The organism is Ketogulonicigenium vulgare WSH-001, from assembly GCF_000223375.1.
Taxonomy (GTDB): Bacteria; Pseudomonadota; Alphaproteobacteria; order Rhodobacterales; family Rhodobacteraceae; genus Ketogulonicigenium; species Ketogulonicigenium vulgare.
The window spans coordinates 1155888-1180606 of sequence record NC_017384.1; the positions used below are offsets into that span (position 1 = coordinate 1155888).

At 61.5% G+C, this 24719-nt stretch carries 23 protein-coding genes and 1 other RNA gene; 15 read left to right on the plus strand and 9 right to left on the minus strand.

Going from position 1 to position 24719, the window contains the following annotated elements:
• The first annotated feature begins 3 nt into the window (after positions 1-3).
• The 9 genes from gcvP to cysW all read left to right on the plus strand — a co-directional run bounded on the left by gcvP (position 4) and on the right by cysW (position 9767).
• A complete protein-coding gene (gcvP, locus tag KVU_RS05760; protein ID WP_013384402.1) occupies positions 4-2832 on the plus strand; it encodes an aminomethyl-transferring glycine dehydrogenase in 2829 nt (942 codons plus the stop codon).
• A gap of 173 nt (positions 2833-3005) precedes the next feature.
• The gene (locus tag KVU_RS05765) at positions 3006-3203 is read left to right on the plus strand and encodes a hypothetical protein (RefSeq protein WP_013384403.1); all 198 of its coding nucleotides are present in this window, start codon (positions 3006-3008) and stop codon (positions 3201-3203) included.
• Positions 3204-3384: 181 nt separating this feature from the next.
• Positions 3385-4200 carry a UDP-2,3-diacylglucosamine diphosphatase gene (locus KVU_RS05770; RefSeq protein WP_013384404.1) on the plus strand — a complete coding sequence of 272 codons (816 nt, stop codon included), beginning with the start codon at positions 3385-3387 and terminating at the stop codon, positions 4198-4200.
• Between the two features lie 37 nt (positions 4201-4237).
• Positions 4238-5335, plus strand: coding sequence for a glycosyltransferase (locus tag KVU_RS05775; RefSeq protein ID WP_013384405.1), 1098 nt, complete (start codon positions 4238-4240; stop codon positions 5333-5335).
• A gap of 193 nt (positions 5336-5528) precedes the next feature.
• The gene (locus KVU_RS05780) at positions 5529-6008 is read left to right on the plus strand and encodes an Lrp/AsnC family transcriptional regulator (protein WP_013384407.1); all 480 of its coding nucleotides are present in this window, start codon (positions 5529-5531) and stop codon (positions 6006-6008) included.
• A gap of 9 nt (positions 6009-6017) precedes the next feature.
• Positions 6018-7124, plus strand: coding sequence for a sulfate/molybdate ABC transporter ATP-binding protein (locus tag KVU_RS05785; protein WP_013384408.1), 1107 nt, complete (start codon positions 6018-6020; stop codon positions 7122-7124).
• Entirely contained in the window at positions 7121-8119 is a 999-nt protein-coding gene (locus KVU_RS05790; protein ID WP_013384409.1) for a sulfate ABC transporter substrate-binding protein, read from the plus strand. Before KVU_RS05785 ends, KVU_RS05790 begins: the two co-directional genes overlap by 4 nt.
• Positions 8116-8964, plus strand: a complete 849-nt coding sequence (cysT, locus tag KVU_RS05795) for a sulfate ABC transporter permease subunit CysT (RefSeq protein WP_013384410.1) — start codon at positions 8116-8118, stop codon at positions 8962-8964. The genes KVU_RS05790 and cysT overlap by 4 nt, the downstream gene beginning before the upstream one ends.
• Positions 8961-9767 (plus strand): sulfate ABC transporter permease subunit CysW, encoded by an 807-nt coding sequence (gene cysW, locus KVU_RS05800; RefSeq protein ID WP_013384411.1) that lies wholly within the window; start codon positions 8961-8963, stop codon positions 9765-9767. Before cysT ends, cysW begins: the two co-directional genes overlap by 4 nt.
• Here cysW and KVU_RS05805 read toward each other — a convergent pair.
• Genes KVU_RS05805 through KVU_RS05820 form a run of 4 tightly spaced genes read right to left on the minus strand, consistent with a single transcriptional unit; the run spans position 9764 to position 15340 of the window.
• Positions 9764-12124: a DUF3772 domain-containing protein gene (locus tag KVU_RS05805; RefSeq protein ID WP_014537762.1), complete on the minus strand. Its 2361-nt coding sequence runs from the start codon at positions 12122-12124 to the stop codon at positions 9764-9766. The genes cysW and KVU_RS05805 overlap by 4 nt on opposite strands.
• Complete coding sequence (locus tag KVU_RS05810; RefSeq protein ID WP_013384414.1) at positions 12121-13149, minus strand: cysteine synthase A; 1029 nt, start codon at positions 13147-13149, stop codon at positions 12121-12123. Before KVU_RS05810 ends, KVU_RS05805 begins: the two co-directional genes overlap by 4 nt.
• A gap of 34 nt (positions 13150-13183) precedes the next feature.
• Positions 13184-14131, minus strand: a complete 948-nt coding sequence (locus tag KVU_RS05815) for an NUDIX domain-containing protein (protein ID WP_013384415.1) — start codon at positions 14129-14131, stop codon at positions 13184-13186.
• Complete coding sequence (locus KVU_RS05820) at positions 14132-15340, minus strand: SAM-dependent methyltransferase (protein WP_013384416.1); 1209 nt, start codon at positions 15338-15340, stop codon at positions 14132-14134.
• Between the two features lie 294 nt (positions 15341-15634).
• On the opposite strand from KVU_RS05820, the gene KVU_RS05825 reads away from it, so the two are divergent.
• Together KVU_RS05825 and ssrA are read left to right on the plus strand one after the other, a co-directional pair.
• Complete coding sequence (locus KVU_RS05825; RefSeq protein WP_013384418.1) at positions 15635-16681, plus strand: ABC transporter substrate-binding protein; 1047 nt, start codon at positions 15635-15637, stop codon at positions 16679-16681.
• Positions 16682-16733: 52 nt separating this feature from the next.
• Positions 16734-17083: a transfer-messenger RNA gene (gene ssrA / locus KVU_RS05830) on the plus strand.
• Positions 17084-17101: 18 nt separating this feature from the next.
• Here the strand turns inward: ssrA and KVU_RS05835 are convergent.
• Complete coding sequence (locus KVU_RS05835; RefSeq protein ID WP_013384419.1) at positions 17102-17512, minus strand: SDR family NAD(P)-dependent oxidoreductase; 411 nt, start codon at positions 17510-17512, stop codon at positions 17102-17104.
• Positions 17513-17608: 96 nt separating this feature from the next.
• Here KVU_RS05835 and KVU_RS05840 point away from each other — a divergent pair, with 96 nt between their 5' ends.
• From KVU_RS05840 to KVU_RS05855, 4 genes are read left to right on the plus strand one after another with little or no spacing between them, the layout of a single operon-like run.
• Positions 17609-18079: an SspB family protein gene (locus KVU_RS05840; protein WP_236953050.1), complete on the plus strand. Its 471-nt coding sequence runs from the start codon at positions 17609-17611 to the stop codon at positions 18077-18079.
• A 24-nt stretch (positions 18080-18103) separates the two neighbouring features.
• Positions 18104-19498 (plus strand): class II fumarate hydratase, encoded by a 1395-nt coding sequence (fumC, locus tag KVU_RS05845; RefSeq protein ID WP_060486307.1) that lies wholly within the window; start codon positions 18104-18106, stop codon positions 19496-19498.
• Positions 19491-19670, plus strand: a complete 180-nt coding sequence (locus tag KVU_RS05850) for a DUF4169 family protein (protein ID WP_013384422.1) — start codon at positions 19491-19493, stop codon at positions 19668-19670. Before fumC ends, KVU_RS05850 begins: the two co-directional genes overlap by 8 nt.
• Positions 19663-19896, plus strand: a complete 234-nt coding sequence (locus tag KVU_RS05855) for a ribbon-helix-helix domain-containing protein (RefSeq protein WP_014537765.1) — start codon at positions 19663-19665, stop codon at positions 19894-19896. Before KVU_RS05850 ends, KVU_RS05855 begins: the two co-directional genes overlap by 8 nt.
• Here the strand turns inward: KVU_RS05855 and KVU_RS05860 are convergent.
• The 4 genes from KVU_RS05860 to pgl are packed head-to-tail and all read right to left on the minus strand — an operon-like array spanning position 19841 to position 24717.
• Entirely contained in the window at positions 19841-21235 is a 1395-nt protein-coding gene (locus KVU_RS05860; protein WP_013384423.1) for a cytochrome P450, read from the minus strand. The two genes, KVU_RS05855 and KVU_RS05860, sit on opposite strands and share 56 nt — an antisense overlap.
• Entirely contained in the window at positions 21235-22437 is a 1203-nt protein-coding gene (locus KVU_RS05865) for a lipase family protein (RefSeq protein WP_013384424.1), read from the minus strand. Before KVU_RS05865 ends, KVU_RS05860 begins: the two co-directional genes overlap by 1 nt.
• Before the next feature lie 7 nt (positions 22438-22444).
• Positions 22445-24049, minus strand: a complete 1605-nt coding sequence (gene pgi / locus KVU_RS05870; protein WP_014537766.1) for a glucose-6-phosphate isomerase — start codon at positions 24047-24049, stop codon at positions 22445-22447.
• Entirely contained in the window at positions 24046-24717 is a 672-nt protein-coding gene (gene pgl / locus KVU_RS05875; protein WP_013384425.1) for a 6-phosphogluconolactonase, read from the minus strand. The genes pgi and pgl overlap by 4 nt, the downstream gene beginning before the upstream one ends.
• Positions 24718-24719 lie beyond the last annotated feature (2 nt).

A 24719-nucleotide genomic window follows, 5' to 3' on the forward strand; every position in this document is an offset into this window, starting at 1 on the left:
TCAATGTCCTATACGCCGACCACTTACGATCCCTATGACTTTGCAAACCGCCGTCATATCGGGCCCTCTCCGAATGAAATGGCCGAAATGCTGCGCGTTGTCGGCACCCAGTCGCTGGACACGCTGATCGACGAGACGATCCCTGCCAGCATCCGTCAAAAAGACACGCTGGACTGGGCGCCGCTTTCCGAACACGATCTGCTGGCGCGGATGCGCGAGGTTGCAGGCAAGAACCGCGTCCTGACCTCGCTGATCGGTCAGGGCTATTACGGCACCGTCACGCCCCCCGCGATCCAGCGCAATATTCTGGAAAATCCGGCGTGGTATACGGCCTATACGCCCTATCAGCCCGAAATCGCCCAAGGCCGGCTTGAGGCGTTGTTGAATTATCAGACCATGGTGGCCGATCTGACCGGCCTGCCGGTGGCGAACGCGAGCCTTTTGGACGAGGCCACCGCCGCCGCCGAGGCGATGACCATGGCCGAGCGCAGCGCGAAATCCAAGGCGCGCGCCTTTTTCGTGGATCGCAACTGCCACCCACAGACCATTGCCGTCATCCGCACCCGCGCCCTGCCCCTTGGCATCGAGATTATCGAGGATGCGCCCGAAAACCTTGATCCCACTGCGGTTTTTGGTGCGATCTTTCAATATCCCGGCACCTATGGCCATCTGACCGATTTCACCGATGCGATCAGCGCGCTGCATGCGGCCAAGGCGATTGCCGTCGTTGCAACCGACCTTTTGGCGCTGACCCTGCTGAAAGAGCCGGGCGCGATGGGCGCCGATATTGCCGTCGGCTCGTCGCAGCGCTTTGGCGTGCCGATGGGCTATGGCGGCCCGCATGCCGCCTTCATGTCCTGCCGCGATGATCTGAAACGGTCGATGCCGGGGCGGATCGTGGGTGTGTCGATCGACGCGCGTGGCAACCGCGCTTACCGGTTGTCGCTGCAAACGCGCGAGCAGCATATCCGCCGCGAAAAAGCGACCTCGAACGTCTGCACGGCGCAGGCGCTGCTGGCGGTGATGGCCTCGTTCTATGCGGTGTTCCACGGCCCCGTTGGCCTGCGCGCCATCGCTGAACGCGTCCACGGCAATGCCACCCGCCTTGCCACCGCCTTGAAAGCCGCCGGGGCCGAGGTTGCCCCCGACGCGTTCTTTGACACGATCACCGTCAAGGTTGGCGTCGGCCAAGCGGGCATTCTGGCCGCCGCCGAGCAGCGTGGCATCAACCTGCGCAAAGTGGGCCGCGACCGCGTCGGGATCAGTGTCGACGAAACAACGAATGCCGATGTCATTGCCCGCACGCTGGCAGCCTTTGGCATCACCGACGCCGCACCCGAGGGCTTTGCCCTTGGCTTCCCCGAAACGCTGCTGCGCGATACGGCTTACCTCACGCATCCCGTGTTCCATATGAACCGGGCCGAGTCGGAAATGATGCGCTATATGCGTCGCCTGTCCGACCGCGATCTGGCGCTGGACCGTGCGATGATCCCGCTGGGGTCCTGCACGATGAAGCTGAACGCCGCCGCCGAGATGATGCCCATCACCTGGCCCGAATTCAACCAACTGCACCCCTATGCGCCGATTGATCAGGCCGCTGGCTATCATTTGGCGATCAGCGATCTGCAGCAAAAGCTGTGCCAGATCACCGGCTATGACGCGTTTTCCATGCAGCCGAATTCGGGTGCACAGGGCGAATATGCGGGTCTTTTGACGATTTCGGCGTTCCACCGCGCCAATGGTCAGGGTCACCGCGACGTTTGCCTGATCCCGATGTCGGCGCATGGCACGAACCCCGCATCGGCGCAAATGGCCGGTATGCGGGTAGTTGTGGTGAAATCCTCGCCCAATGGCGATGTTGATGTCGAGGATTTCCGCGCCAAGGCCACGCAGCATGGCGACAACCTTGCCGCCTGCATGATCACCTACCCCTCGACCCACGGCGTGTTCGAGGAAACCGTACGCGAGATCTGCGATATCACCCATGCGTTTGGCGGTCAGGTCTATATCGACGGCGCGAATATGAACGCGATGGTCGGCCTTGTGAAACCGGGCGAGATTGGCGGCGATGTCAGCCACCTGAACCTGCACAAGACCTTTGCCATTCCCCACGGCGGCGGTGGCCCCGGCATGGGCCCGATTGGCGTCAAGGCGCATCTGGCCCCCTATCTGCCCGGCGATCCGGCGGATGGCGGCGAGGGTGCGGTTTCGGCGGCCTATAGCGGTTCGGCCTCGATCTTGCTGATTTCATGGGCTTACTGCCTGATGATGGGCGGCGAAGGGCTGACGCAGGCGACGCGCGTCGCGATCCTGAACGCGAATTACATCGCCGACAGCCTGCGCGGCGATTACCCGATCCTGTTCAAAGGCAACCGTGGCCGCGTGGCGCATGAATGCATCATCGACACCCGCCCCTTTGCCGAATTCGGCGTCACCGTCGAGGATATCGCCAAACGTCTGATCGACAACGGCTTCCACGCCCCAACCATGAGCTGGCCCGTCACCGGCACGCTGATGGTCGAGCCGACCGAGTCCGAAACCAAGGCCGAGATCGACCGCTTTGTCACCGCACTGAAAGCCATCCGCGAAGAAATCCGCGATGTCGAAGATGGCGTCATCAGTGCCGAGGAAAGCCCGCTGCGTTTTGCGCCCCATACGGTCGAAGATCTGGTTGCCGACTGGACACGCAAATATCCCCGTGCGCAGGGTTGCTTCCCGCCCGGCGCCTTCCGCGTTGACAAATATTGGCCGCCGGTGGGCCGCGTCGACAACGTGCATGGCGACCGCAACCTGATCTGCATCTGCCCACCCTTGGAAAGCTATGTCGATTAAGGCAGATCACTGTCATACGCTAACAATGTGGCGGGCCAGCAACGGCCCGCGACATCACATAAAATAGACTAAATTTTCAGCACATATCTCTTGATTGGTATCGGGCACAGGTATAGCTGCCCAGCCATCAGTTCCGGGTTATCCGGTTCGCAGCAATGCAATTCAGGTGCAAAATGTCTGATTCGGTGCCACAGCAGGGCGTTCAACTGCAACAGGTATCGCCGGGGCAAAGCCAAGCGTCGTCTCGCCCCGACACCGCAACCCGCGGTCAAATCCAATCCTATGATCAATCGCCGTCGCAAATGGGCGCGGCATCGGTGGATGACAGCTATCCACCGCGCGTGATTTTCCGCGATCTGGCCAGCATTTAACGCGGCCATAGCGGCAGGAAACGGGGCCTATCCGATGGATAAGGCCCTGTTTTCATGGGCAGGTGCCCGCTTTTCGCTGCGGCGCTGGTAACAATTTGCACCCGAGCAATAGGCAAAGGCAGGATTTGCGCGTATACGCCTTGGCAATATGACGATGATTGCAACAGCCACAGGCGGTTTGATGAGAAGCACGACCCCCCTCTCTGGCGCGGATAACGCCGCACAAACGCCCAAAACCATGCGCACACTGTTCTTGTCGGACCTGCATCTTGGATCGCGCGGCGCGCAGGCCAAGATGGTGCTGGAATTTCTAGAGGCCTATGACGCCCCGACCATCTATCTGGTCGGCGATATCGTCGATGGCTGGCGTCTGAAGAAATCCTGGTATTGGCCGCAAAGCCATAACGAGGTTGTCCGCACCCTGCTGCGCAAGGCTGATAACGGTACGCGCATCATCTATCTGCCCGGCAACCATGATGAATTCCTGCGTGACTACCCCGGTGTCCACTTTGGCGGGATCGAGATTATCGACCGCGTGATCCACGTCACCGCCGATGGCAAACGCTATCTGGTTATCCATGGCGACCAATTCGATGCCGTCATCACCAAGGCCAAATGGCTCGCCCATGTCGGTGACTGGGCCTACACTTGGGCGATGGGGCTGAATTCGATCATCAACTTTGTGCGCCGCCGCATGGGCCTGTCCTATTGGTCGCTATCGGCTGTTGCGAAAAGCAAAGTGAAAAAAGCCGTGAATTTTATTGGCCACTTTGAAGACACCCTCTCGGTCGAGGCGCAGCGCAGCGGCACTGATGGTGTCATCTGCGGCCATATCCACGCCGCTGCAAACCATATGATGGGCGATGTCCATTATCTGAACACCGGTGACTGGGTTGACGGATGCACCGCCCTTGTGGAACACGAGAGCGGCGAATTCGAAGTGATCTACTGGAATCGCTCGAATATGTTGCAGCTTGCCGACAACCGCGTTGCCTGATCCCATTGCCGCCTGTTCAAAGACGACATAGCACCACATGTATACAATACTAGCCGCCTACGCCATCGGCAGCCTTATCGCCCAGGGCGTCACCTGCGCTGTCACGGCGCGCCACGCGAACAAACGCGTCCCCGCTGGCATCGCACCCGATGGCATCACCGTTTTGCGCCCTGTATCTGGGCTGCATCCGGGGATCGAGGACACGATCGCCTCCAGCTTTACGCTGGAAGGTTGTCCGCATGAGGTGATCTTCTGCATCTCGGACCCGCATGATCCGGCGATCCCGCTGGTGCAGGCCGCGCTTGCGGCGCATCCTGATCAGGATGCCAAGCTGCTCGTCGGTCTGGACGAAGCCAGCTTTAACCCCAAGATCGACAATCTGCAAAAGGGCTGGGCCGCGGCGAAATACGAAAAGGTGCTGATGGTTGACAGCAATGTCCGCCTGTCGCCCGACACATTGATGGTCGCCGAAGGGCTGCGCCAGCAACAGGATGTGGGCCTTGTCACCTCGCCCCCGCTTGCCGTCGCGCCCGAGGGGCTGGCGGCCGAGCTGGAAACGGCCTTCCTCAATTCGCACCAACTGCGCTGGCAATTGTTCGCGGATGCGCTGGGTTACGGTTTTGCCCAAGGCAAGCTGCTGTATCTGCGCAAGGAACAACTGGGCAATATGGGCCTGAACGCACTGACGGTGGAATATGCCGAGGACGCGGCCTCGACCAAAGTCATTCGCCGTCAGGGGATGCGTGTCGTGCTGATGCTGCCGCCGGTCAGCCAGATCGTCGGCAAGCGCAAGCTGCGCGGCATTTGGGGCCGTCAGGAACGCTGGGCGCAGCTGCGCTGGAATTCCTTTTCGACACAATATCTGGCCGAGATCTTTTCCGGCGCGTTTCTGCCCTTTGTCGCCGCTGCCATCGCTTTTGGCTGGTGGGCGCTGGCCTTTGCCGCGCTGTGGTATCTGATCGAGATCGTGATGATCCGCCGGTGCGGCTGGCATCTGAACGCGGTGCAGGTGGCCTGCCTGCCGGTGCGTGATCTGCTGCTGCCGGTCATCTGGGTAATCGGATTGTTGAAACGCACCTATGAATGGAATGGCCATATCATTCGGCTGTCCCGCGAAGGCCCGAATCAGGGATAATCTTCTACAAACCTACGCCCGCCCCATTGATTTAGGGCGGGCGTTTTACGGTGACCCGCAAAAAGTAGAACCATATTCCCTTTAGGCCGCAAAAATCGCCCATTCTTTTCGCTTGAAATAGACGACAGTTCGGGTCGATATTTCGCCATCGGCGGATTTCACCTTCCGCAACGCGATGACGGAAGGCTTGACCATGGTAAAACAGACGCTCGATCGGATTGACCGCAAGATCATTCATGAGCTGATGCGCGACGCGACATTACCGATTGCAGAACTTGCAGATCGGGTGAACCTGTCGCAAACGCCCTGCTGGAAACGTGTGCGCAAGCTGGAAACGGCAGGCGTGATCACCGGCCGCGTCGCGGTGGTCGATCCCAATTCCATCGGCCTTGGCCTGAGCGTCTTTGTCGAGATCGAGGCCACCGAACATACCGCCGAATGGCGCGGCGCGCTGACCCGCGTGGTGAAAGATTTCCCCGAGATTATCGAGGCGCATCGCATGGCCGGTGATGTCGATTACCTGCTGAAAGTCGCTGTGCCCGACATGGCCGCGTTTGACGCCTTTTACGTCAAACTGACCGAGACTCTGCCCTGCCGCAATGTGACCTCGAAATTTTCGATGGAGCGGATCAAGGCCACGACCGTGTGGCCGATCGACATCACGACCCCATAAGGCAGCGCCATGTCCATTGAAATCACCCAGCTTGCGAAACGCTTTGGCCAGACGAATGTGCTGCGCGGCATTGATCTAAAGGTCGAAAAGGGCGAGCTGGTCGCCCTTTTGGGCCCGTCGGGTTCGGGCAAGACGACGCTGCTGAAAATCATCGCCGGGCTGGAATGGCCCGATGCGGGCGGCTTGCACGTCGACGGCATTGATTGGCTGCAGCTTGCCGCCAAAGATCGCCGCATCGGCTTTGTCTTTCAGCATTACGCGTTGTTTCCGCATATGAAGGTGCGCGACAATCTGGCCTTTGGTCTAACCGTCGGCCCGCGCGCCGCGCGACCCGGCAAGGATGTGATCCGCGCCAAAGTGGATGAGCTGCTGCAATTCCTGCAAATCCCGCATCTGGCCGACCGCTTTCCGACCCAGCTTTCGGGCGGGCAAAAGCAACGTGTTGCACTGGGCCGCGCGCTGGCGATCACGCCCAACGTGCTGCTGCTGGACGAGCCGTTCGGCGCGCTGGATGCCGCCATCCGCCGCGACCTGCGCCGCTGGCTGCGTGATGTGCATGAGGCCACCGGATCGACCACGATTTTTGTGACCCACGATCAGGAAGAAGCGTTCGAGCTGGCCGACCGTGTCGTCGTCATGGGCGATGGCCAGATCGAACAGATCGGCACGGCGGATCAAATCCATGATCATCCGGCCTCGCCCTTTGTGGCGCGCTTTATGGGCGCGACAGTGGAACTGCCGGTGCATCTGCAGGCGGGCCGCCCGACCGCCGATGGGTTGGATCTGACCGCGCTGACCCGCCGCCCGCTTCCCGATGGCGCGGCGACATTGTTCGCCCGCCCCCAAGATATCACGCCGCAGCCTGACCCCGCTGGCGCATGGCGGGTTACACGCCGCAGCAGCACCGGCGCGCAATTGCGCCTGCTGCTGACCCATCCAACCCTGGGCGAGGTCGAGGCCGACCTGCCCCGCCGCGACGCGCCCGAGGGGTTGGTCCCCGGCGCGCCGTCCCGCCTGCGCATCGCCGCCGGCACGATTTTCGCAACCACCGCCCATCACCGCAGCGCAACAGCCAGCGCCGCGCAGCCCATCCCCCGCAAGGAGAGCCATCTATGAAAACGCATCTTCTACTCGCCACGGCCCTGACAGCTGTGCTGGGCACCGCCCCCGCCTTTGCCCAAGACCGCCTGCTGAACGTCAGCTATGACGTCGCACGCGAGCTGTTCGAGGCGCTGAACCCCGCCTTTGCCGCGCATTGGCAGGAAACCACGGGCCGCACCGTGACCATCGACCAGTCGCATGGCGGCTCCTCGGCACAGGCGCGTGCCATTCTGGAGGGTCTGCCCGCCGATGTCGTGACCTTTAACCAAGAGACCGATATCGACGTGCTGGCGAATGGCGGTCTTGTCGATGCCAATTGGCGCGACGCGCTCCCGAATGGCGCCTCGCCCTGGTATTCGCTGCCCGCCTTCCTTGTCCGCGAGGGCAACCCCAAGGGGATCGAGGATTGGGATGATCTGGCGCGCGAGGGCGTCGAACCTGTGTTCCCCAACCCCAAGACCAGCGGCAATGCGCGCTATACCTATCTTGCCGCCTATGCCTATGCGTTGGGCAGCAATGGTGGTGATCAGGCGGCGGCGCAGACCTTTGTCGGCCAGATTCTGGCCAATGTGCCCGTCTTTGACACTGGCGGCCGCGCCGCGACCCAAACCTTTGCCGAGCGCGGCATCGGCGATGTGCTGGTGACATTCGAGGCCGAGACCGCCGGCATCGCCGAAAGCTATGCCGATCAGGGCTTTGTCCGCGTAACGCCCTCCAGCAGCCTGTTCGCCGCCTTTCCGGTCGCGCTGGTCAGCGAGAATGCGACCCGCAATGGCTCGACCGAGGTGGCGAATGCCTATCTCGAGTGGCTGTATTCGCCCGAAGCGCAGCAGATCGCCGCAGAATACCATTACCGCGTGAATGATGCGGATGTGGCTGCGGCTTTTGCCGACAGCCTTCCGGCCGTCAATCTGCAAACCGTGGACGAGGTCTTTGGTGGCTGGGCCAATATCAACGCCGAGCATCTGGCCGAAGGCGCGATTCTGGATCAGGTCTTCGTCAACAGATGATCGCCCACGCCAAACCGATCCGGCGTAAGAACGTGTTGCCGGGGCTGTCGCTCAGCCTCGGCACAACGCTGCTTTATGTCGCGCTGATTGTGATGCTGCCGGTGGTGGCACTGGTGCTGAAAGGCGCGTCGATCGGGCCAGACCGGTTCTGGACGATTATGACATCGCCGCGCACGCTGGCCGCGTTCAAGATCACGCTGATTGCCGCGAGTGTGGCGACGGTGATCAACGCGCTTTACGGCCTGCTGATGGCTTGGGTGCTGGTGCGCTATGAGTTTCCCGGCAAGCGCATTTTGGATGCGCTGATGGATGTGCCCTTTGCCCTGCCGACGGCGGTCGCTGGCCTGTCACTGACAGCGCTGTTTTCCGCCAATGGCTGGTTCGGCGGGTTGTTGGATGCGATGGGCATCCAGGTCGTGTATACACTGTGGGGCATCATTATCGCGATGACCTTTACCTCGATCCCTTTCGTGGTGCGCACGGTGCAGCCGGTGCTAGAGGATCTGGACCCCGGCCTTGAACAGGCGGCGGTGACGCTGGGTGCCAGCCCCTTTACCGTCTTTCGCCGCATCATTCTGCCCGCGATCCTGCCCGCATGGCTGGCCGGCGCGACGGTCTCGTTTGCGCGATCGCTGGGCGAATTCGGCGCGGTGGTCTTTATCGCGGGCAATATCCCGATGAAGACCGAGATCGCCTCGCTGCTGGCGTTCATCCGCCTTGCCGAATACGATTACAATGGCGCGGCGGTGATCGCGCTGGCGCTGCTGGTCATTGCATTGGTGCTGCTGGTGGTGTCGAACCTGCTACAGGCTTGGGCATCGCGCTATCGCGAGGCGACACGATGAAACCGAACCGCACCGCAATTTGGCTGATCGCCACCGCCTTTGTTCTGACCGCGCTGCTGGTCGTCGCACCCTTGGTCTATATTTTCAGCCGCGCGCTGGCGGATGGCTGGCAGGTCTATGCAGCCAATATCATGCATCCGATGACGCTGCATGCGATTGGCCTGACCGCAACTGTCGCCGTGATTACCGTGCCGCTGAATATCGCCTTTGGCATTGCGGCCGCTTGGGCGATTGCAAAATTCCGCTTTCCGGGGCGCGGCGTGCTGATGACGGTGATCGAGATACCGTTTTCGATCTCGCCCATTATCGCGGGGATTGCCTATCTGTTCCTTTATGGCCGTTCGGGCCTGCTGGGGCCGTGGCTGCTGGAACATAATCTACAGGTGATGTTCGCCCTACCCGGTATCGTGCTGGTGACGATGTTCGTGACCTCGCCCTTTGTGGCGCGCGAAGTGCTGCCGCTGATGCAGGCGCAGGGGTCAGAGCAAGAGCAAGCGGCTGTCACGCTGGGCGCATCGGGCTGGCAGGTGTTTCGCCGTGTCACGCTGCCCAATATCCGCTGGGCGCTGCTCTATGGCGCGGTGCTGTGCACGGCGCGCGCGGTGGGCGAGTTTGGCGGCGTATCCGTCGTCTCGGGCAGTATTCGCGGCCAGACCAATACATTACCGCTGCATGTCGAGCTGCTGTTCAACGATCTGAACACCACCGGCGCCTTTGCCGCCGCATCGACCCTGACCATCATCGCGCTGATCGCGCTGGTGGTAAAGGCGGCGCTGGAATCGCGCCGCCAGCCTCACATCTAGGCAACCGGCAGGGGCGCAAGGCCATTGCGGCTTTGGATCCCTGCCGCGTTAAAGCGGCGCGCGACCTCGACCGTGATATCGGATCGCACCGAGCCACCGGCGTTGATATCACGCACCAGCGCCTTCACCTCGAAATTCATGGTGTCTGCGGCAAATCCGGTCATCAGAACGGTCGGCTTTGGCGATAGCAGTACCATCGGATGCGATTCAGCGGCGGCACGCAGGATCTCCATCACCTGCACCGGATCGGTGCCATAGGCGGTGGTGGCGGCAACGGTGATCCGGCCCACGGCATTGCCGCGCGTCCAGTTCACCACTTGGCCCGCGACAAGGCTGGCGTTGGGCACGATGACATCACTGCGGTCAAAAGTCTCGATCCGGGTCGAGCGCACCGAAATCTCGCGCACATAACCCGAGACGCCGCCAACCTCGATCCAATCGCCCTGCCGGATCGCGCGGCCCGCCAGCAAGATGATGCCCGAGACAAAGTTCTGCACGATATTCTGCATACCAAAACCGATACCAACCGAGAGCGCACCCGCGACAACAGCAAGGCTAGAAAGGTTCAACCCCGCCATGCTGAACGCCGCCAAAGCCGCCGCCGTCAGACCCAGATAGCGGATACCCGACACCAGCGCGGTTTGCCCGCCACGATCCAGCCGCGTGCGCGGCAGAACCGTGCCCGCCATCACCGCCTGCACCAGCCGCGTCAGCATCAGGCCGATGCCAAAGACGATGATAAAGGTCAGCACGGCCATGGGCGACAATTGCAAGCCGCCAATATCGAACCCTTCGGCCAATTGCGCAGCCAGCTCGCCCAGATCATCGACGCGCGCGCCCCAGATCAGCGCCAACACCGGCAGCGACAGAACCATCAGCGCGATGGCAACCAGCACCGGCCAAAGCGAGCTTTGCGCCACATCGCGCGAATGCATGATCAGGGCAAACACGTCAAAGACGAACCATTGCAGCGCGACCAGCGCGGCCAGCAGCACAAGCGTCATCACCGCCGGGTACAGCAGCCATTCCGCCCCCTGCCCAAAGCCGATCAACATGATCGCAGGTGCAAGCACCGCCAGCGCCATCGCACCTTGCCCGACAATCCGCAGCGCAAAGGACCAGATCGGATTAGCGGCCGTCGTGTCCGCGGCAGTAGCTGTCTCGCTTTGGGCCGCGCGCGCGATCAGACGGCCAAAGCGGAACAGCGTAAAGGCGACCATCAGCACGACCGGCAGGCTAAAGGCGTTGCGCACAGCCTCGGGCGTTTCGCTGGTGCTGACCAGCTCGAGCAGCATCAAGCCGCCGGCCATCATCCAGCCCAGCTCCCACGTGAGATGCTTGCCCTTTTGACGCACCTCGGGCGAGAAATCGAACGGCGGCGGGTTGGCGCGGGCCTGCGTGAAAAAGCGACCGCCAACCCAGTTCATCATGATGATCACGCCGCCAGCCCCCGGCAGCGCATTGATCAAGATCGAGGCGCGATAGCCGAACAGCCCGCTTTCCTTCAGCGCATTGGTCAGCAGCAGCACGCCCAGCAATTGCACCACGGCGCGGCACAGTGCCATCAGATAGCCCGTGACGCTATCGGCATCGGGAAACCGCTGGCCCAGCGCCACGCGCAGGCGGCGGGTGAAGGGGCCGATACCAAAGATCATCACAAGGCTGCCAAGCAGCATCAAAATCACCAGCCCGGCACGATCCGCAAAGGTCGCAAGGCGATTCTGATTTTGAACCGATGCATAAACTTCGGCACCCAAGCCACTTATACGACTGGTGAATTCCGCATATGTTTGCGACAAAACACTGGGTGACAGCGGCGAGAGGGCGCGCACCATCAGCGCCGCATTCTGGCGCTCGCGCAGCAAGCGGTCGATCTCGGCGATCAGGCCATCAGCCTGTGCAAAGGCCTCATCCGCCAGACGCGCAGGCGCCTGCAGCGCCGAGAGTTGCGCCGTCAGCTCGGTCGCGCGGGCGACAATCGCAGGCGCAGCGGTTGCCGTATCGCCCAGCGCGGTAATCTGTGCCTGAACCGTGGCGATCCGCGCCACATTCTGGCTGCGCTGCGGCGAAAAAATATCGCGCCAAGCCACCAGATCGGTGCGGGCGCGGTCCAAGGCAAAGCTTGATGGCGAGGGCAGCGCGACCAATGCCTCGACCCGCGCGGCGCGATCGGCCCAAGCGGAATAGTCGATGCCGCTCATAATGCCGTAGACGATACGGGGGTCGAGATCAGGCGCAACCTCGGTTGCGACATCTGTCGCAGTCTCCTCGGGAACGGCGACAGGCGCCTCTTGCGCCAAAGCCGCGCCGCTGGCCAGCAGCAGGGCAAAGCCCGCGATCAGGTGGCGCAGCATCATGCGCTGACATCCGGCAGGGGCGCGCCTTCGGCCTGCATCCACACCGGCACCGGCAGATCTTTGGCACGCAGGAAATCGGGGTTGAACAGCTTTGACTGATAGCGCGTGCCGCCATCGGCCAGAATTGTCACGATCGTATGGCCCGGCCCCAGTTCCCGCGCCAAACGGATCGCGCCGCCGATATTCACCCCGGTCGAGCCGCCGACACACAGGCCCTCGTGCTGCAGCAGATCAAAGATCAGCGGCAGGGCTTCGGTATCGGGGATATTATAGGCGAAATCGGGGGTGAACCCCTCGAGATTGCCGGTGATCCGGCCCTGCCCGATCCCTTCGGTGATCGAATTGCCCGCCGATTTCAGCGCGCCATTTTGATACCAGTTATAAAGGGCCGAGCCATCGGGATCGGCCAGCGCAATCTTGACGCCCTTTGGTTGCAGCGCAAGGCCGGTACCCGCGAGCGTGCCGCCCGACCCGACAGCCGCGACGAAGCCATCTACCTTGCCGCCGGTCTGCTCCCAAATCTCGGGCGCGGTGGTGTCAAAATGCGCCTGACGGTTGGCGATATTATCGAATTGATTGGCCCATATCACCCCGCGCGGGTCCGTTGCGGCAAGGCTTTCGGCCAGCCGCTGCGAATAGCGCACGTAATTGTTCGGGTTGGAATAGGGCGCGGCGGGCACCAGCACCAGCTGCGCGCCAGCCAAGCGGATCATGTCCTTTTTCTCTTGGCTTTGCGTTTCGGGCATGACGATGACAGTGCGAAACCCCATCGAGGCGCCGACCAGCGCAAGGCCAATGCCGGTATTGCCCGCCGTCCCTTCGACAATCGTGCCACCGGGGCTCAAGGTGCCGCGCGCAATCACGTCGCGAATGATGAACAAGGCCGCGCGGTCTTTCACCGATTGGCCGGGGTTCATAAACTCGGCCTTGCCCAAAATGGTGCATCCGGTCGCCTCTGACGCCGCGCGGAGTTTGATCAATGGCGTATTGCCGACCGTTTCGGCAAGGTCGCGGCGCGTGGTCATGGGATGCCCTTTATTCTTATCGCGTCATTCAGCTTTACGGCTGTGCGGCTGTGGAAATCAAGTCACGGCGCAGCGCGTCGCGCTTTCGCGCAAGTTGCAGCAACAACAATTGCAGCGGGCCGGCATTGATCTCGCCGCTGTCCATCGCGGCCATGGCCTGATCAAAGGGGATGATATGCAGGCGCAGATCCTCGGCCTCCTCCAGCAAACCGCCAAAGGCCGGATGGCTGTCGGGCAGATCGGTCAGGGCGATAAAGCCATGGAAATATTCGCTGCTACCGCCCGGCGAGGGGTAATAACCGCCCGTCGGCAATAGGGTGACATTGTCCAGCCCCGCCTCCTCGTGCAATTCGCGCAAGGCGGTGGCCTCGGCGCTCTCGCCCGCGTCGACAAGGCCCGCGACGGGTTCCAAAATCCACGGCTGCGGATCGCCGCGACGGATCAGGCCGGGGCGGATCTGCTCGACCAGCAGCACGCGGTCACGCTGCGCGTCATAGGGTAACATTAGGGCGGCATCACCCACCACCAGCACATCGCGCAACTGGCGATCAGAGCGCGTGCCGTCAAAGCGGGTGTAATCCATGCCAACCTGCGCCAGACGGTGGTAAACACCCAAAAGCGGGCCAACATCTTCCCATTGATAATCATCAGCAGGCGCGCGGGTGATGGTCAGCGGTCGCGTTTGCTGCGCCGCATCCAGAAAACTGGTCGCCCGTGCCAGAACACGCGGCATGGTGCGGCGCAGGGTATCGGGCCAGGGCAGCGGCCCAAGTTCGGCCAATGCCAACAGCAGCGCATCGACCCTGACAGGAGGCGTGCCGGTCACGACACCCCCCTCAACCCTTCCGCCAATCAGCGTGACAAAGGCCACAAGGCGCGCCGACCCATCCGCATCGGCACTCAACACGCCATCTTCCACCTGACCAAAGGCACCGGCCAACTGCGGGTCGGCCCAAAGGCCAGTCAGTTCAAATCGTTGCATTTATTTCGGCTTTACCATCGACACTTGCATGACATCGCAGCCGCCGCCGTGGAACACGCCGGCGCAGCTTGTCAGATAAAAATCCCACATCCGTTTGAACCGCTCATCAAAGCCGAGAGCATTGACCTGCGGCCAGACCGCGTTGAAGCGCTCATACCAGCGGCGCAGCGTCAGCGAATAGCTTTCGCCAAAGGGCCTTGCGCCACCATATTCCATATCCGCAAGCGCGATCTGATCTTGCATCACCGCGTGGCTGGGCAGCATGCCGCCCGGAAAGATATAGCGCTGAATAAAGTCGATCCGGCTGCGGTAATCCTGAAAGCGGTCATCGCGAATGGTGATCGCCTGCACGGTCGCGACTTTGCCGGGTTTCAGGCAGTCACGGATCTTGCCAAAATAGGTGGGCCAGAACTTCTCGCCGACCGCTTCGATCATCTCGATACTGGCGATACCGTCATAGGTGCCGGTCTCGTCGCGATAATCCTGCAGCTTGATCGTGACCCGATCCGACAGCCCTTGGCGCGCCATACGGGCGGTTGCGAATTTGAACTGCTCTTGGCTGATGGTCAGGCAGGTGACGCGCAGACCCCGCTCTTTCGCCGCATATTCGGCAAAGCCGCCCCAGCCGCAACCGATCTCCAGCACATGATCGCCCGGCTGCGCGCCGATCAGATCAACCATTGACTGATATTTACGGGTCTGCGCCACCTCAAGGCTTTCTTGCGGGTCCTCATAGATCGCCGATGAATAGGTCATCGTGTCATCCAGCCACAGGCTGTAGAAATCATTCCCCAGATCGTAGTGATGCGCGATATTCTTACGCGAGCCGCGGCGGCTGTTCGAATGCAGCCAAAAGCGCACCTTCTCGAGGAACTGAATGATCGGCAGGCCGCGGAAACTGTCAAAGACGATCTCGAAATCATCATTGATCAGGTCAAAGAACGCCAGCAAATCGGGCGAAGACCACTGCCCGTCCATATAGGCCTCGGAAAAGCCCAAATCGCCTTCGCGCAGCAGGCGGGCGAAAACCTCGGGGTCATGCACATCGACCTGCGCAACATAGCCCGGCGCGCCTGCCTCGGCGCGGAAAACACGTCCATCCGGCAATACAAAGTCCAGCCGGCCGCGCTGCAATTTCTTAGCGATATTGAATACATGCGTGAAATAGCGCGGCAGGTTCGGCTGACCCGTCGTCTCTGTCAGGATCATTCTAACTACTCCCTCAACCTCGTCGGCCCCTCGGGGTCTATCCTAGCTTATCAGGTGCAGATTATCCGCCGAGCCGCCAATGTCACGCCCGCTGTGGCAATCCGCAGCAGGTTAATTTCACCGAGGCAGGTTTTACGGGTGCTGCACACGCAGGAAACCGCTGATAAATTAGGCACATTTAGCGAAATCTGCACGCGCCCCGAAGTCATCGGGGGAATTGCAATCTTGCGCGGCGGGCCGGTCGGGCGATAGGCTGATTGCAACTTCCTCACCCCGTCATTTACGGAGATGATAATGAGACTTGCTAAGATCCTCGGCGCAGCCTCGCTGGTCGCACTTGCCACCGCCGCCCATGCGCAGGACCCCGAACTGCTGGTATTTGATTACCCGGCGTTCGAGGCTCCGGGTTTTCACCAGCCCTATATTGACAAATATGGCGTTGCGCCGACCTTTGCGTTCTTTGGCGATGAGGAAGAGGCGTTCCAGCGCCTGAATGCGGGTTTCCAAACCGATGTCACCCATATCTGCGCCGGCACCGTGCCGCTGTTCACCGAAGGCGCCGCCCATCTGATCGAGCCGTGGGACACCTCGCGGATCGAGGCGTTCGGCAGCCTGAACGCCGACCTTCTGGGCACCAATATGCAGGCAGATGGCGATCTGTTCTTCCTGCCGACCGATTTTGGCACCTCGGCTATCGCCTATAACCCCGAACAAGTGCCCGAAGAGGATGTCGCCTCGCTCAGCGTCTTCCACAACCCCGCCTATGCGGGCCGCATGACGATCCCGGACAATGTCGATGACGCCTATGCGCTGGCCTATCTGGCGACCGGGGTCACCGATTGGACCAATGCAACGCCCGAGCAGTTCGAGGCCGCATCGAACTGGCTGCGCGAAGCCCACCCGAATCTGCGCACCTATTGGGTTGACCCGTCCGAGCTGGCACAGCTGATGGCTTCGGGCGAGATTCTGGTCTCCTGGGCGTGGAACGAGACCTTCCCGACCATGGTCGCCGAAGGCCGCCCGATCGGCTTTCAGCGCGAACCTGTCGAGGGTTCCAGCCTGTGGCTGTGCGGTTACCTGAACATGGCCAACGGCCCGGGTTCCGAGGACAAAGCCTATGATTATCTGAACGCATTCCTCTCGCCCGCCTCGACCAGCTATCTGGTGGGCGCCGGTTTCGCGCAGTCGAACACCGTCGGCATGGAAGGCATCACCGAAGAGGAGCTGACCGCAGGCGGCATTGGCGAGATCGACGCGCCGATCCTGGCACAGCTGCCGATGACGGTTGAACAGCGCGCCCTGCACGCCGAAACGTTCGAGATGATCAAAGCCGGTTTCTAAACCGCACCTTTCCAATGTGACCAAAGGGCGGCGGGGCAACCTGCCGCCCTTTTCACTTGAACCTGCCGATGCGCCGCCTTATCTAGCAATTGTCCTTCGGGACTATGGACATAAACGCGCATGTAATAAGCGGATCGGACCCGGGGGCGGTACCCGGCGACTCCACCATATTCCTTTATTGGGGGATCAGGGGGTCGAAACAGGATCGACGAACGTCTAAAGATGTTAGCTTTGGCTCGGTGAGGTACCACCGTTATCGGTCCGTTTTGTACAGTTGCCAATAACAACCGTGCTCCGGCAATGGCTCTGGCTGCTTAAGCAGTTCGAGTCGCCGAAACTAAGTCCTTGCGCTTAGCCGCGTAAGGCGGGGTTCGCAGGTACCTGGCAACAGAAACCTGCACTTTCCCCGCCCTTTGGCTATCAGGCCGACATTGCAGCGCCGCCGCCGTCGATACGGTAGTAAGCGCCGGTGATGAAGCTGGCTTTGTCCGAGGCAAGGAACACCATCAGATCCGCGATCTCATCCGCGGTCGCATAGCGTTTCAGCGGCACGGCGGCCTCGAAATTCTTGCGAGCCTCGTCCTCGTGGCCCTTGGCGGCGTTGGTTTCGATGCTGCGCATCATTCGGGTGTCGACACCCGAGGGGGCAACCGCATTGACGCGCACGCCATAAGGCGCGGCTTCCAGCGCCGCGGTCTTATTCAGACCGATCACCGCATGTTTCGAGGCGGCATAGGCGCTCATCCCCGGCGCGCCCAGCAGCCCGCCGTTCGAGGCTGTGTTCACCACGCTATCGGTGCCCGCACACCCTTGGTTCTGTGCGGCGATCAACAGGTGAATGGGCGCAAATGAACAGGTCCCTTTCCCTCTTTCATCCCCCCGGCAAATCGGTCTATTCTAGGCCTGCATTCTACGGTGGAGGAAGATGTGGCCCGCTCGATCGACTATGGAAAGTTGATGCATCGCGCCATGCGCGGCTTGATTCAGGAGATTCTGGGCGATATCGCCCAAACGGGTCTGCCGGGCGAGCACCATTTCTTTATCACCTTCGACACGAACCATCCCGATGTCGAACTGGCTGATTGGCTGTTTGATCGCTATCCGCATGAAATGACGGTGGTTTTGCAGCACTGGTTCCAGGATCTGAACGTCACCGACGAAGGGTTCTCGGTCGTGCTGAATTTCGGCGACAACCCCGAACCGATCTATGTCCCCTATGACGCGATCCGCACCTTTGTTGATCCGTCGGTCGAATTCGGCCTGCGCTTTGAGGCACAGGACGAGGATGAGGACGACGAGGATGAGGACGGCGAGGCCCCGATGGCCGAGATGGTCGAGCCTGATGACACCCCCCGCCCGCAAGCCGAGATTGTCAGCCTCGACAAATTCCGCCGTTAATCCCTAGAATTCAGGACATTGATGATGACTGCCACCCGCACCGAGACCGACAGCTTCGGTCCGCTGGACGTTCCTGCCGATAAATATTGGGGGGCGCAGACGCAGCGCTCGATCATCAATTTCCCGATTGGCTGGGAAAAGCAGCCGATCCCGATCGTCCGCGCGCTGGGTGTGGTGAAAAAGGCGGCTGCCACCGTGAACGCCGCACAGGGCGATCTGGCCGCCGATCTGGCCGAGGCGATCAAGAATGCCGCGCAAGAGGTGATCGACGGCAAGTTCGACGATAACTTCCCGCTGGTCGTGTGGCAGACGGGTTCGGGCACGCAGTCGAATATGAACGCGAACGAAGTCATCTCGAACCGCGCGATCGAGGTTCTGGGCGGCGTGATGGGATCGAAAAAGCCCGTCCACCCCAATGACCATGTGAATATGGGCCAGTCGTCCAACGACACTTTCCCGACCGCAATGCATGTCGCCATCGGTATGCTGGCACGCGATGTGCTGCTGCCAGGGTTAGAAAAGCTGTCGGCGGCGCTATGGGCCAAATCGGATGAGTTCAAGGCGATCATCAAGATCGGCCGCACCCATACGCAGGATGCGACCCCGCTGACTTTGGGCCAGGAATTCAGCGGCTACGCGACCCAGGTGGACAAGGGCATCGCCCGCATCAAAATGTCCCTGCCCGATATTTACGAGTTGGCCCAAGGCGGCACCGCCGTTGGCACAGGCCTGAACACCCGCAAGGGCTATGACAAGGCCGTCGCCGTCGAGATTGCGGCCATCACCGGCCTGCCCTTTGTCACCGCCCCGAATAAATTCGAGGCTTTGGCCGCGCATGATGCGATGGTGATGTTCAGCGGCGCGCTAAAGACCGTGGCGGCCAGCCTGTTCAAGATCGCAAACGACCTGCGCCTGTTGGGGTCCGGCCCGCGCTCGGGCCTTGGCGAGTTGATCCTGCCCGAGAACGAGCCCGGATCGTCCATCATGCCCGGCAAGGTGAACCCGACGCAGGCCGAGGCGCTGACCATGGTCTGTGCCCATGTCATGGGCAATGATGCCGCCGTCGGTTTTGCCGGCAGCCAAGGGCATTTTGAACTGAACGTCTATAACCCGATGATGTCCTATAACGTGCTGCAATCGATGCAGCTTTTGGGCAATGCCGCCAGCAGTTTTACCGATAATATGGTCGTCGGCACGCAGGCCAATGTGGCGCGGATCGACAAGTTGATGAAAGAAAGCCTGATGCTGGTGACAGCGCTGGCCCCGACCATCGGCTATGACAACGCGACCAAGGTCGCAAAGACCGCGCATAAGAACGGCACGACGCTGCGCGAAGAAGCGATCGCGCTTGGCTTTGTCGATGGCGAGACATTCGACCGCATCGTGCGTCCCGAAGACATGATCGGGCCACATGACTGAGGTTGTGAACCTCAACAAGGCCCGCAAGGCCCGCACCCGCGCCGAAGATAAGGCGCGGGCAGATGAGAACGCGGCGAAATTTGGCCGCACCAAGGCGCAGCGCGCGCTGGAAGACCAGCAGGCAGCCAAGGCGAAAGCCGCGCTGGATGCGGTGAGGCGCGACAATGACTGATTTGCGTCCCGCCAAACATTCCGTCACATTGCACGGCCACCGCACCTCGATCGCGGTTGAACCGCCCTTTTGGGAGGCGTTCCGCGCGATTGCCGCACAGCGCGAGATGGCGCTGAATGCGCTGGTGGCCGAGGTTGATGATGCGCGCGGCGATATCGGCCTTGCGACCGCTATCCGTCTGTTTGTGCTGGCGGATCTGCAGGCGCAATTGCCGCGCGGCGCGTGACTTTCAGCCAGATCCCGTCTTTCGCGCGCACGGTCATATAGGCCACGGGCACCGGATCGCGGCCCGCGACCAGCTCGAACCGGTAATCGCGCAGCAGCATGGCAAGGATCAGCGTCCCTTCCAGCATCGCAAATCCCGCGCCAACACAGACGCGCGGCCCTTCGGAAAATGGCATATAGGCATCGCGGGCCGAGAGGCGCGCCTCGGGGCGGGACCAACGGCCGGGGTCGAAATCATCGGGCGTGTCCCAAAAGCGTTCATGCCGGTGCAGGTGCCATGGCGACAGCACGATCTGCGCGCCTTCGGGCACGGTGCGGCCGCGGAAATCCTCACGCTGGGTGGCTTCGCGCACCATCATCGGGACGGGCGGATAGAGGCGCAGGGTTTCGCGGAAGATATCGCGGTTGATTCTGAGCTTTGACAGGGCCGAGAATGCTGGCGCCATGCCTGCCGCCTCGGATGCGGCCTGTTCCTGCCATTCGGGATAAAGCGCGACCAGATACAGCGACCACGCAAGGGCCGAGGCGCTGGTCTCGTGCCCCGCAAGGAAGAAAATCGCGACCTGATCGACCATCTCTGCGGGTGTGAACAGCGTGCCGGTTTCGGGATCGGGCGTCGTCATAATCTTGGTCGCCAGATCATCGGGCGCGGTGCCTGCGGCGATCTGGGCCCGGCGTTCCTCGACAATCGCGGTGATCAGGCGCCGGATCTGCCGCGCGGTGCGGCGGGTGTGAAAGGATGGAAACTGTGGCACCCAAGCGGGCAGTTTCACGAAGGCCCCAAGGTTCGCCACCGGACGGCTGCGCTGGTGTTCGCGAAAGGCGTCAAACACCTCGCGCGCGGTGTCGCTTTCAATCGGAATGGAGAACAGCGTGCGAAAGATCACATCGGCGGCGGCGTGGCTGGCGTGCATGTCGATCTCGGTCGCCTCATCCCCCACAGCCTCTTGCAGACGATGCGTGGCGGATTCGGCGGCATCCCAGATTACGGGGAAAATGTGACGCAAACGCCCGCCTTCGAACGCAGGGTCGATGATGCGGCGCTGTTGCTTCCACTGCGCCCCGTTGGTCAGGAACACCGAATCCTTGCCCAGCAGCGGGATCAACCCCGCCGCGATGCGGCCCGACTTGGGGAAATCATCCGGACGCTCGCGCAGGACCGTTTTCGTCAGCGCAGGGTCGTTGATCATAAAGGAATGAAAGAACGGCGTTTTCATCTCTGCCATCCAGGCGCGATAGAGCTTGCCGCTTTGCGCAGAGAGGATGTCCTGGCGGAACAGGCGCAGGTAACGCCAAATCGAGACTTTGCCCTCTCTCGCCTCGGGCTTGGGTGGCTTCATCAGTAATCCCGGTATGCTGACCACACTTTGGCGATGCGCGAGGCCGAGCTGTCCCGTCCTCGATAGCGGCTGGCAAGACGCTGCGGCCCTGCGGTGATCAAGAAATAATCGTAATCGCCGGGGCGGTCAAAGGCATGCAGATACTGAAAATGCAGCCGAAACCACTTCCCCTTTAGCGCCGCCTGTTTTTCGGACGACAAAGTCTGCGTGAACGCAGCCGACAGCACCAGCGGCCCGGTTTGCGGCTGCGGCGCAACGCCCGTCACTGCCACGGGATCACACAGCGCGAAACAGCAGGCATCGCCGGGGGCGGTCACATCCAGCCAAAACACCCGATCCTGCCCGCCCATATAGGCCAGATCCGCGCGCAACTGCTGCCCATCTGGCAAGAATGACATCATCGGCACCACATGCCCAAGGGTCAGCAGCGCTAGCGGCACATCCGGCGGGCCTGCGCGCAGTACCTCGGCCATGGTCGAGATCGCAATTTGGGTGCCCGAGGAATGGCCGACGACCAGCACTTCGTCATAACCTGTCGCCGCGCGGATCTGGGCGGCGAAATCGCGGATGCGCGCCGCCATCGCGGGGGCATAGGCGCCGCGCCAGCGCGTGGCAAAGGCGTAATCATGCATCAGGTAATAGGCCATAATCTTGCCATCACGCGCCTTGAACCACTGCAAGACGGCAATGGCGGCGGCGATAGCAGCAATGATACCGATGCCCATTCCCCATACGCCAAGCAGCAGCGACGCCGTCCATCCCGCCAGCGCCCCCAGTGCCCCGCCCGCCAGCACTGCAACAAAAGCCTGCAAGATCAAGATCACTATAGGGAAAAGCAGCGGCAGCGCGGCGTTCCGGCGCAGACGCACCATGCGATAGAGCGCGCCTGTCGACAGATAGATCCACAGCGTCCGCGCCATCTGGCCATAGGTGGCGGCAATGCTGTTTTTCATCTCGGCCCGCACGATATCGTCCCAGGGCAGAAAGGTGAAATCGGCCTCGGTGGTCTCGCCATCCACGCTCAGCGCGGCCTGCCAACCAAAGCCCGCGCCATCTTTGCGGCGCGGGTGCATGGTAAAGTGATAGCCCGAAATCGCGGCCTGTTCTGCCCCCTCACGGCGATAGAACTCGCGGTAGCGGCGCGGCGGCACCGGGTCGAACCCGGCGATATAGAACACCTTGCGCCGCTTGACCTCGGGCATCAGGGGGTCAGGCCCCTTTGCCGCGCAGGAAATCGACCAGCGCGGTGGTCGAGGCATCCTGCCCATCCGTGGACTGGCGACCCGTCACGACAGGCTCTAGCCCCGTTGCAAGTTCCTTGCCCAGCTCGACCCCCCATTGATCGAACGAGTTGATGCCCAGCACCACCCCTTCGACAAAGACGCGATGTTCATAAAGCGCGATGATCTGACCCAGCACGAAGGGCGTCATCATCTCATAGGCCAGCGTCACCGAGGGACGATTGCCTTGGAACACGCGGTGGCTGGCCTGACGCTCGCATTCATCGCCGGTGAACCCCTTGGAGGCGGCGATCTTGCGCGCGACATCCATGCCGCGGCCTTCCATCAACGCCTTGGACTGGGCGAGGCAGTTGGCGATCAGCAGTTCCTGCTGATATTGCAGGTCAGGTTCATGCGCGCGGGCGGCGATCATGAATTCGCAAGGGATCACGCGGGTGCCCTGGTGGATCAGCTGGTAAAAGGCGTGCTGGCCATTGGTGCCAGGCTCGCCCCAGACGACAGCGCCGCTGTGGAACGGCAGCGGCGCGCCATCCATCGAGACGCCCTTGCCGTTGCTTTCCATCTCAAGCTGTTGAAAATACGCGGGCAACCGGCCAAGGCGGTTGTCATAGGGCAGCACGGCGCGGGTGGCGTAATCGCAGGCGTGGCTGTGCCACAGGCCAACCAGCGCCAGCATCGCGGGCAAGTTTTCCTGCCACGGCGCATCGCGGAAATGCTGATCCATCGCCGCGCCGCCCGCCAGAAAGTCGCGGAAATGCGCAGCGCCAACCGCCAGCATCACCGACAGGCCAATCGGCCCCCAGACAGAATAGCGGCCACCGACGTAATTGCCGAAACCGAACACACGCTCGGCCGCAATGCCAAATTCCGCTGTCTTATCAAGGTCGGACGAGATCGCCGCGAATTGCGCCGCCGGATCGCTGACCGATTTCGCCATCCAGTCGCGGACGGTGCGGGCGTTGGTCATCGTCTCGATCGTCGTGAAAGTTTTCGAGGCGACAATGACAAGCGTCCGGATCGGGTCGCAATTTTTCAGGACTTCGGCGACATCACCGGGGTCGATATTGCTGACAAAATGGCAGCGCGGCCCGTCGTGATAGGGCGACAGCGCCCGCACCGCCATCACCGGCCCCAGATCCGAGCCGCCGATGCCGATATTGATCACATCCGTGATCGTGCCGCCCTGCCCCTGATAGGCACCGGTGCGCACATCGGCGGCAAAGGCCTCCATTGCGGCCAAAGTCTCGAGGATCGAGGGCATGATATCTTCGCCATCGACCACAATCGGCCCCGCGTTCAGATTGCGCAGCGCCGTATGCAGCACCGCGCGTCCCTCGGTTTCATTGATCGCAGTGCCGCCGAACATCGCATCACGCTTGGCCGCGACGCCTGCGGTTTCCAAGAGGCCCAGCAGCAGATCGCGGCTGTCGCGGTCAATGGTGGTTTTCGAATAATCGAACAACAGCCCGTCTTGCATGATCGAAAAATCGGGCACGCGCTTGCTATCTTCCAGCTGCGCGACAATCGGTTTCGCCGCCGCAGCACGGGTCTTTAATGCATTAAAATCAATCATTTTTCTGCCCAATGAATTGTCGCGCCGCGCAAAACTGCGGCGACGGGTGCATGTTCGGCGGTCAAGAGGCGCGCGCGTTCATACGCATCACGCTTGCCTGCGCCAATGATCAGAATATGGCGATGCAGCGCGCCGTTTAGCACATTTGCGGTCAGCGTCATGCGCACTTCGGGCGCACCGGGCGCGCGCATGGGCAACAAGATATCGCTGCCCGACAAGCCCTCGGCCAGACGATCGGCGCCGGGGAACAGGGACGCGGTGTGCATATCCTCGCCCATGCCCAGCAGGCAGACGGTCAGCGGCAGGCTGGCCGCGATGCCTTGTGACAGGGCGTCGAGCGATTCCTCGGGCTCGGGCGTTTCGGCATAAAGCGGGATATAGCGCGCATCATGGGCGCGGCCGGTCAGCAGGCGCGATTTCACCAGACGGGTATTAGAACGGGGGTTGCCCTCGGGCACCCAGCGCTCGTCCGTCAGCATGACATCGACACGGCCCCAATCGAGATCCGCGGCACACAGGCTGTCAAACACCGGCCCGGGCGTCGTGCCGCCGGGGACGGCAAGGCTGGCACGCTCGCCCCCTGTCAGGGCCTGACGCAACTCGCCAGCAATCTGGTTGGCCAGCGTGATCATCATAATGTCGGAATCGGGATATTCTATAAATTCCATCG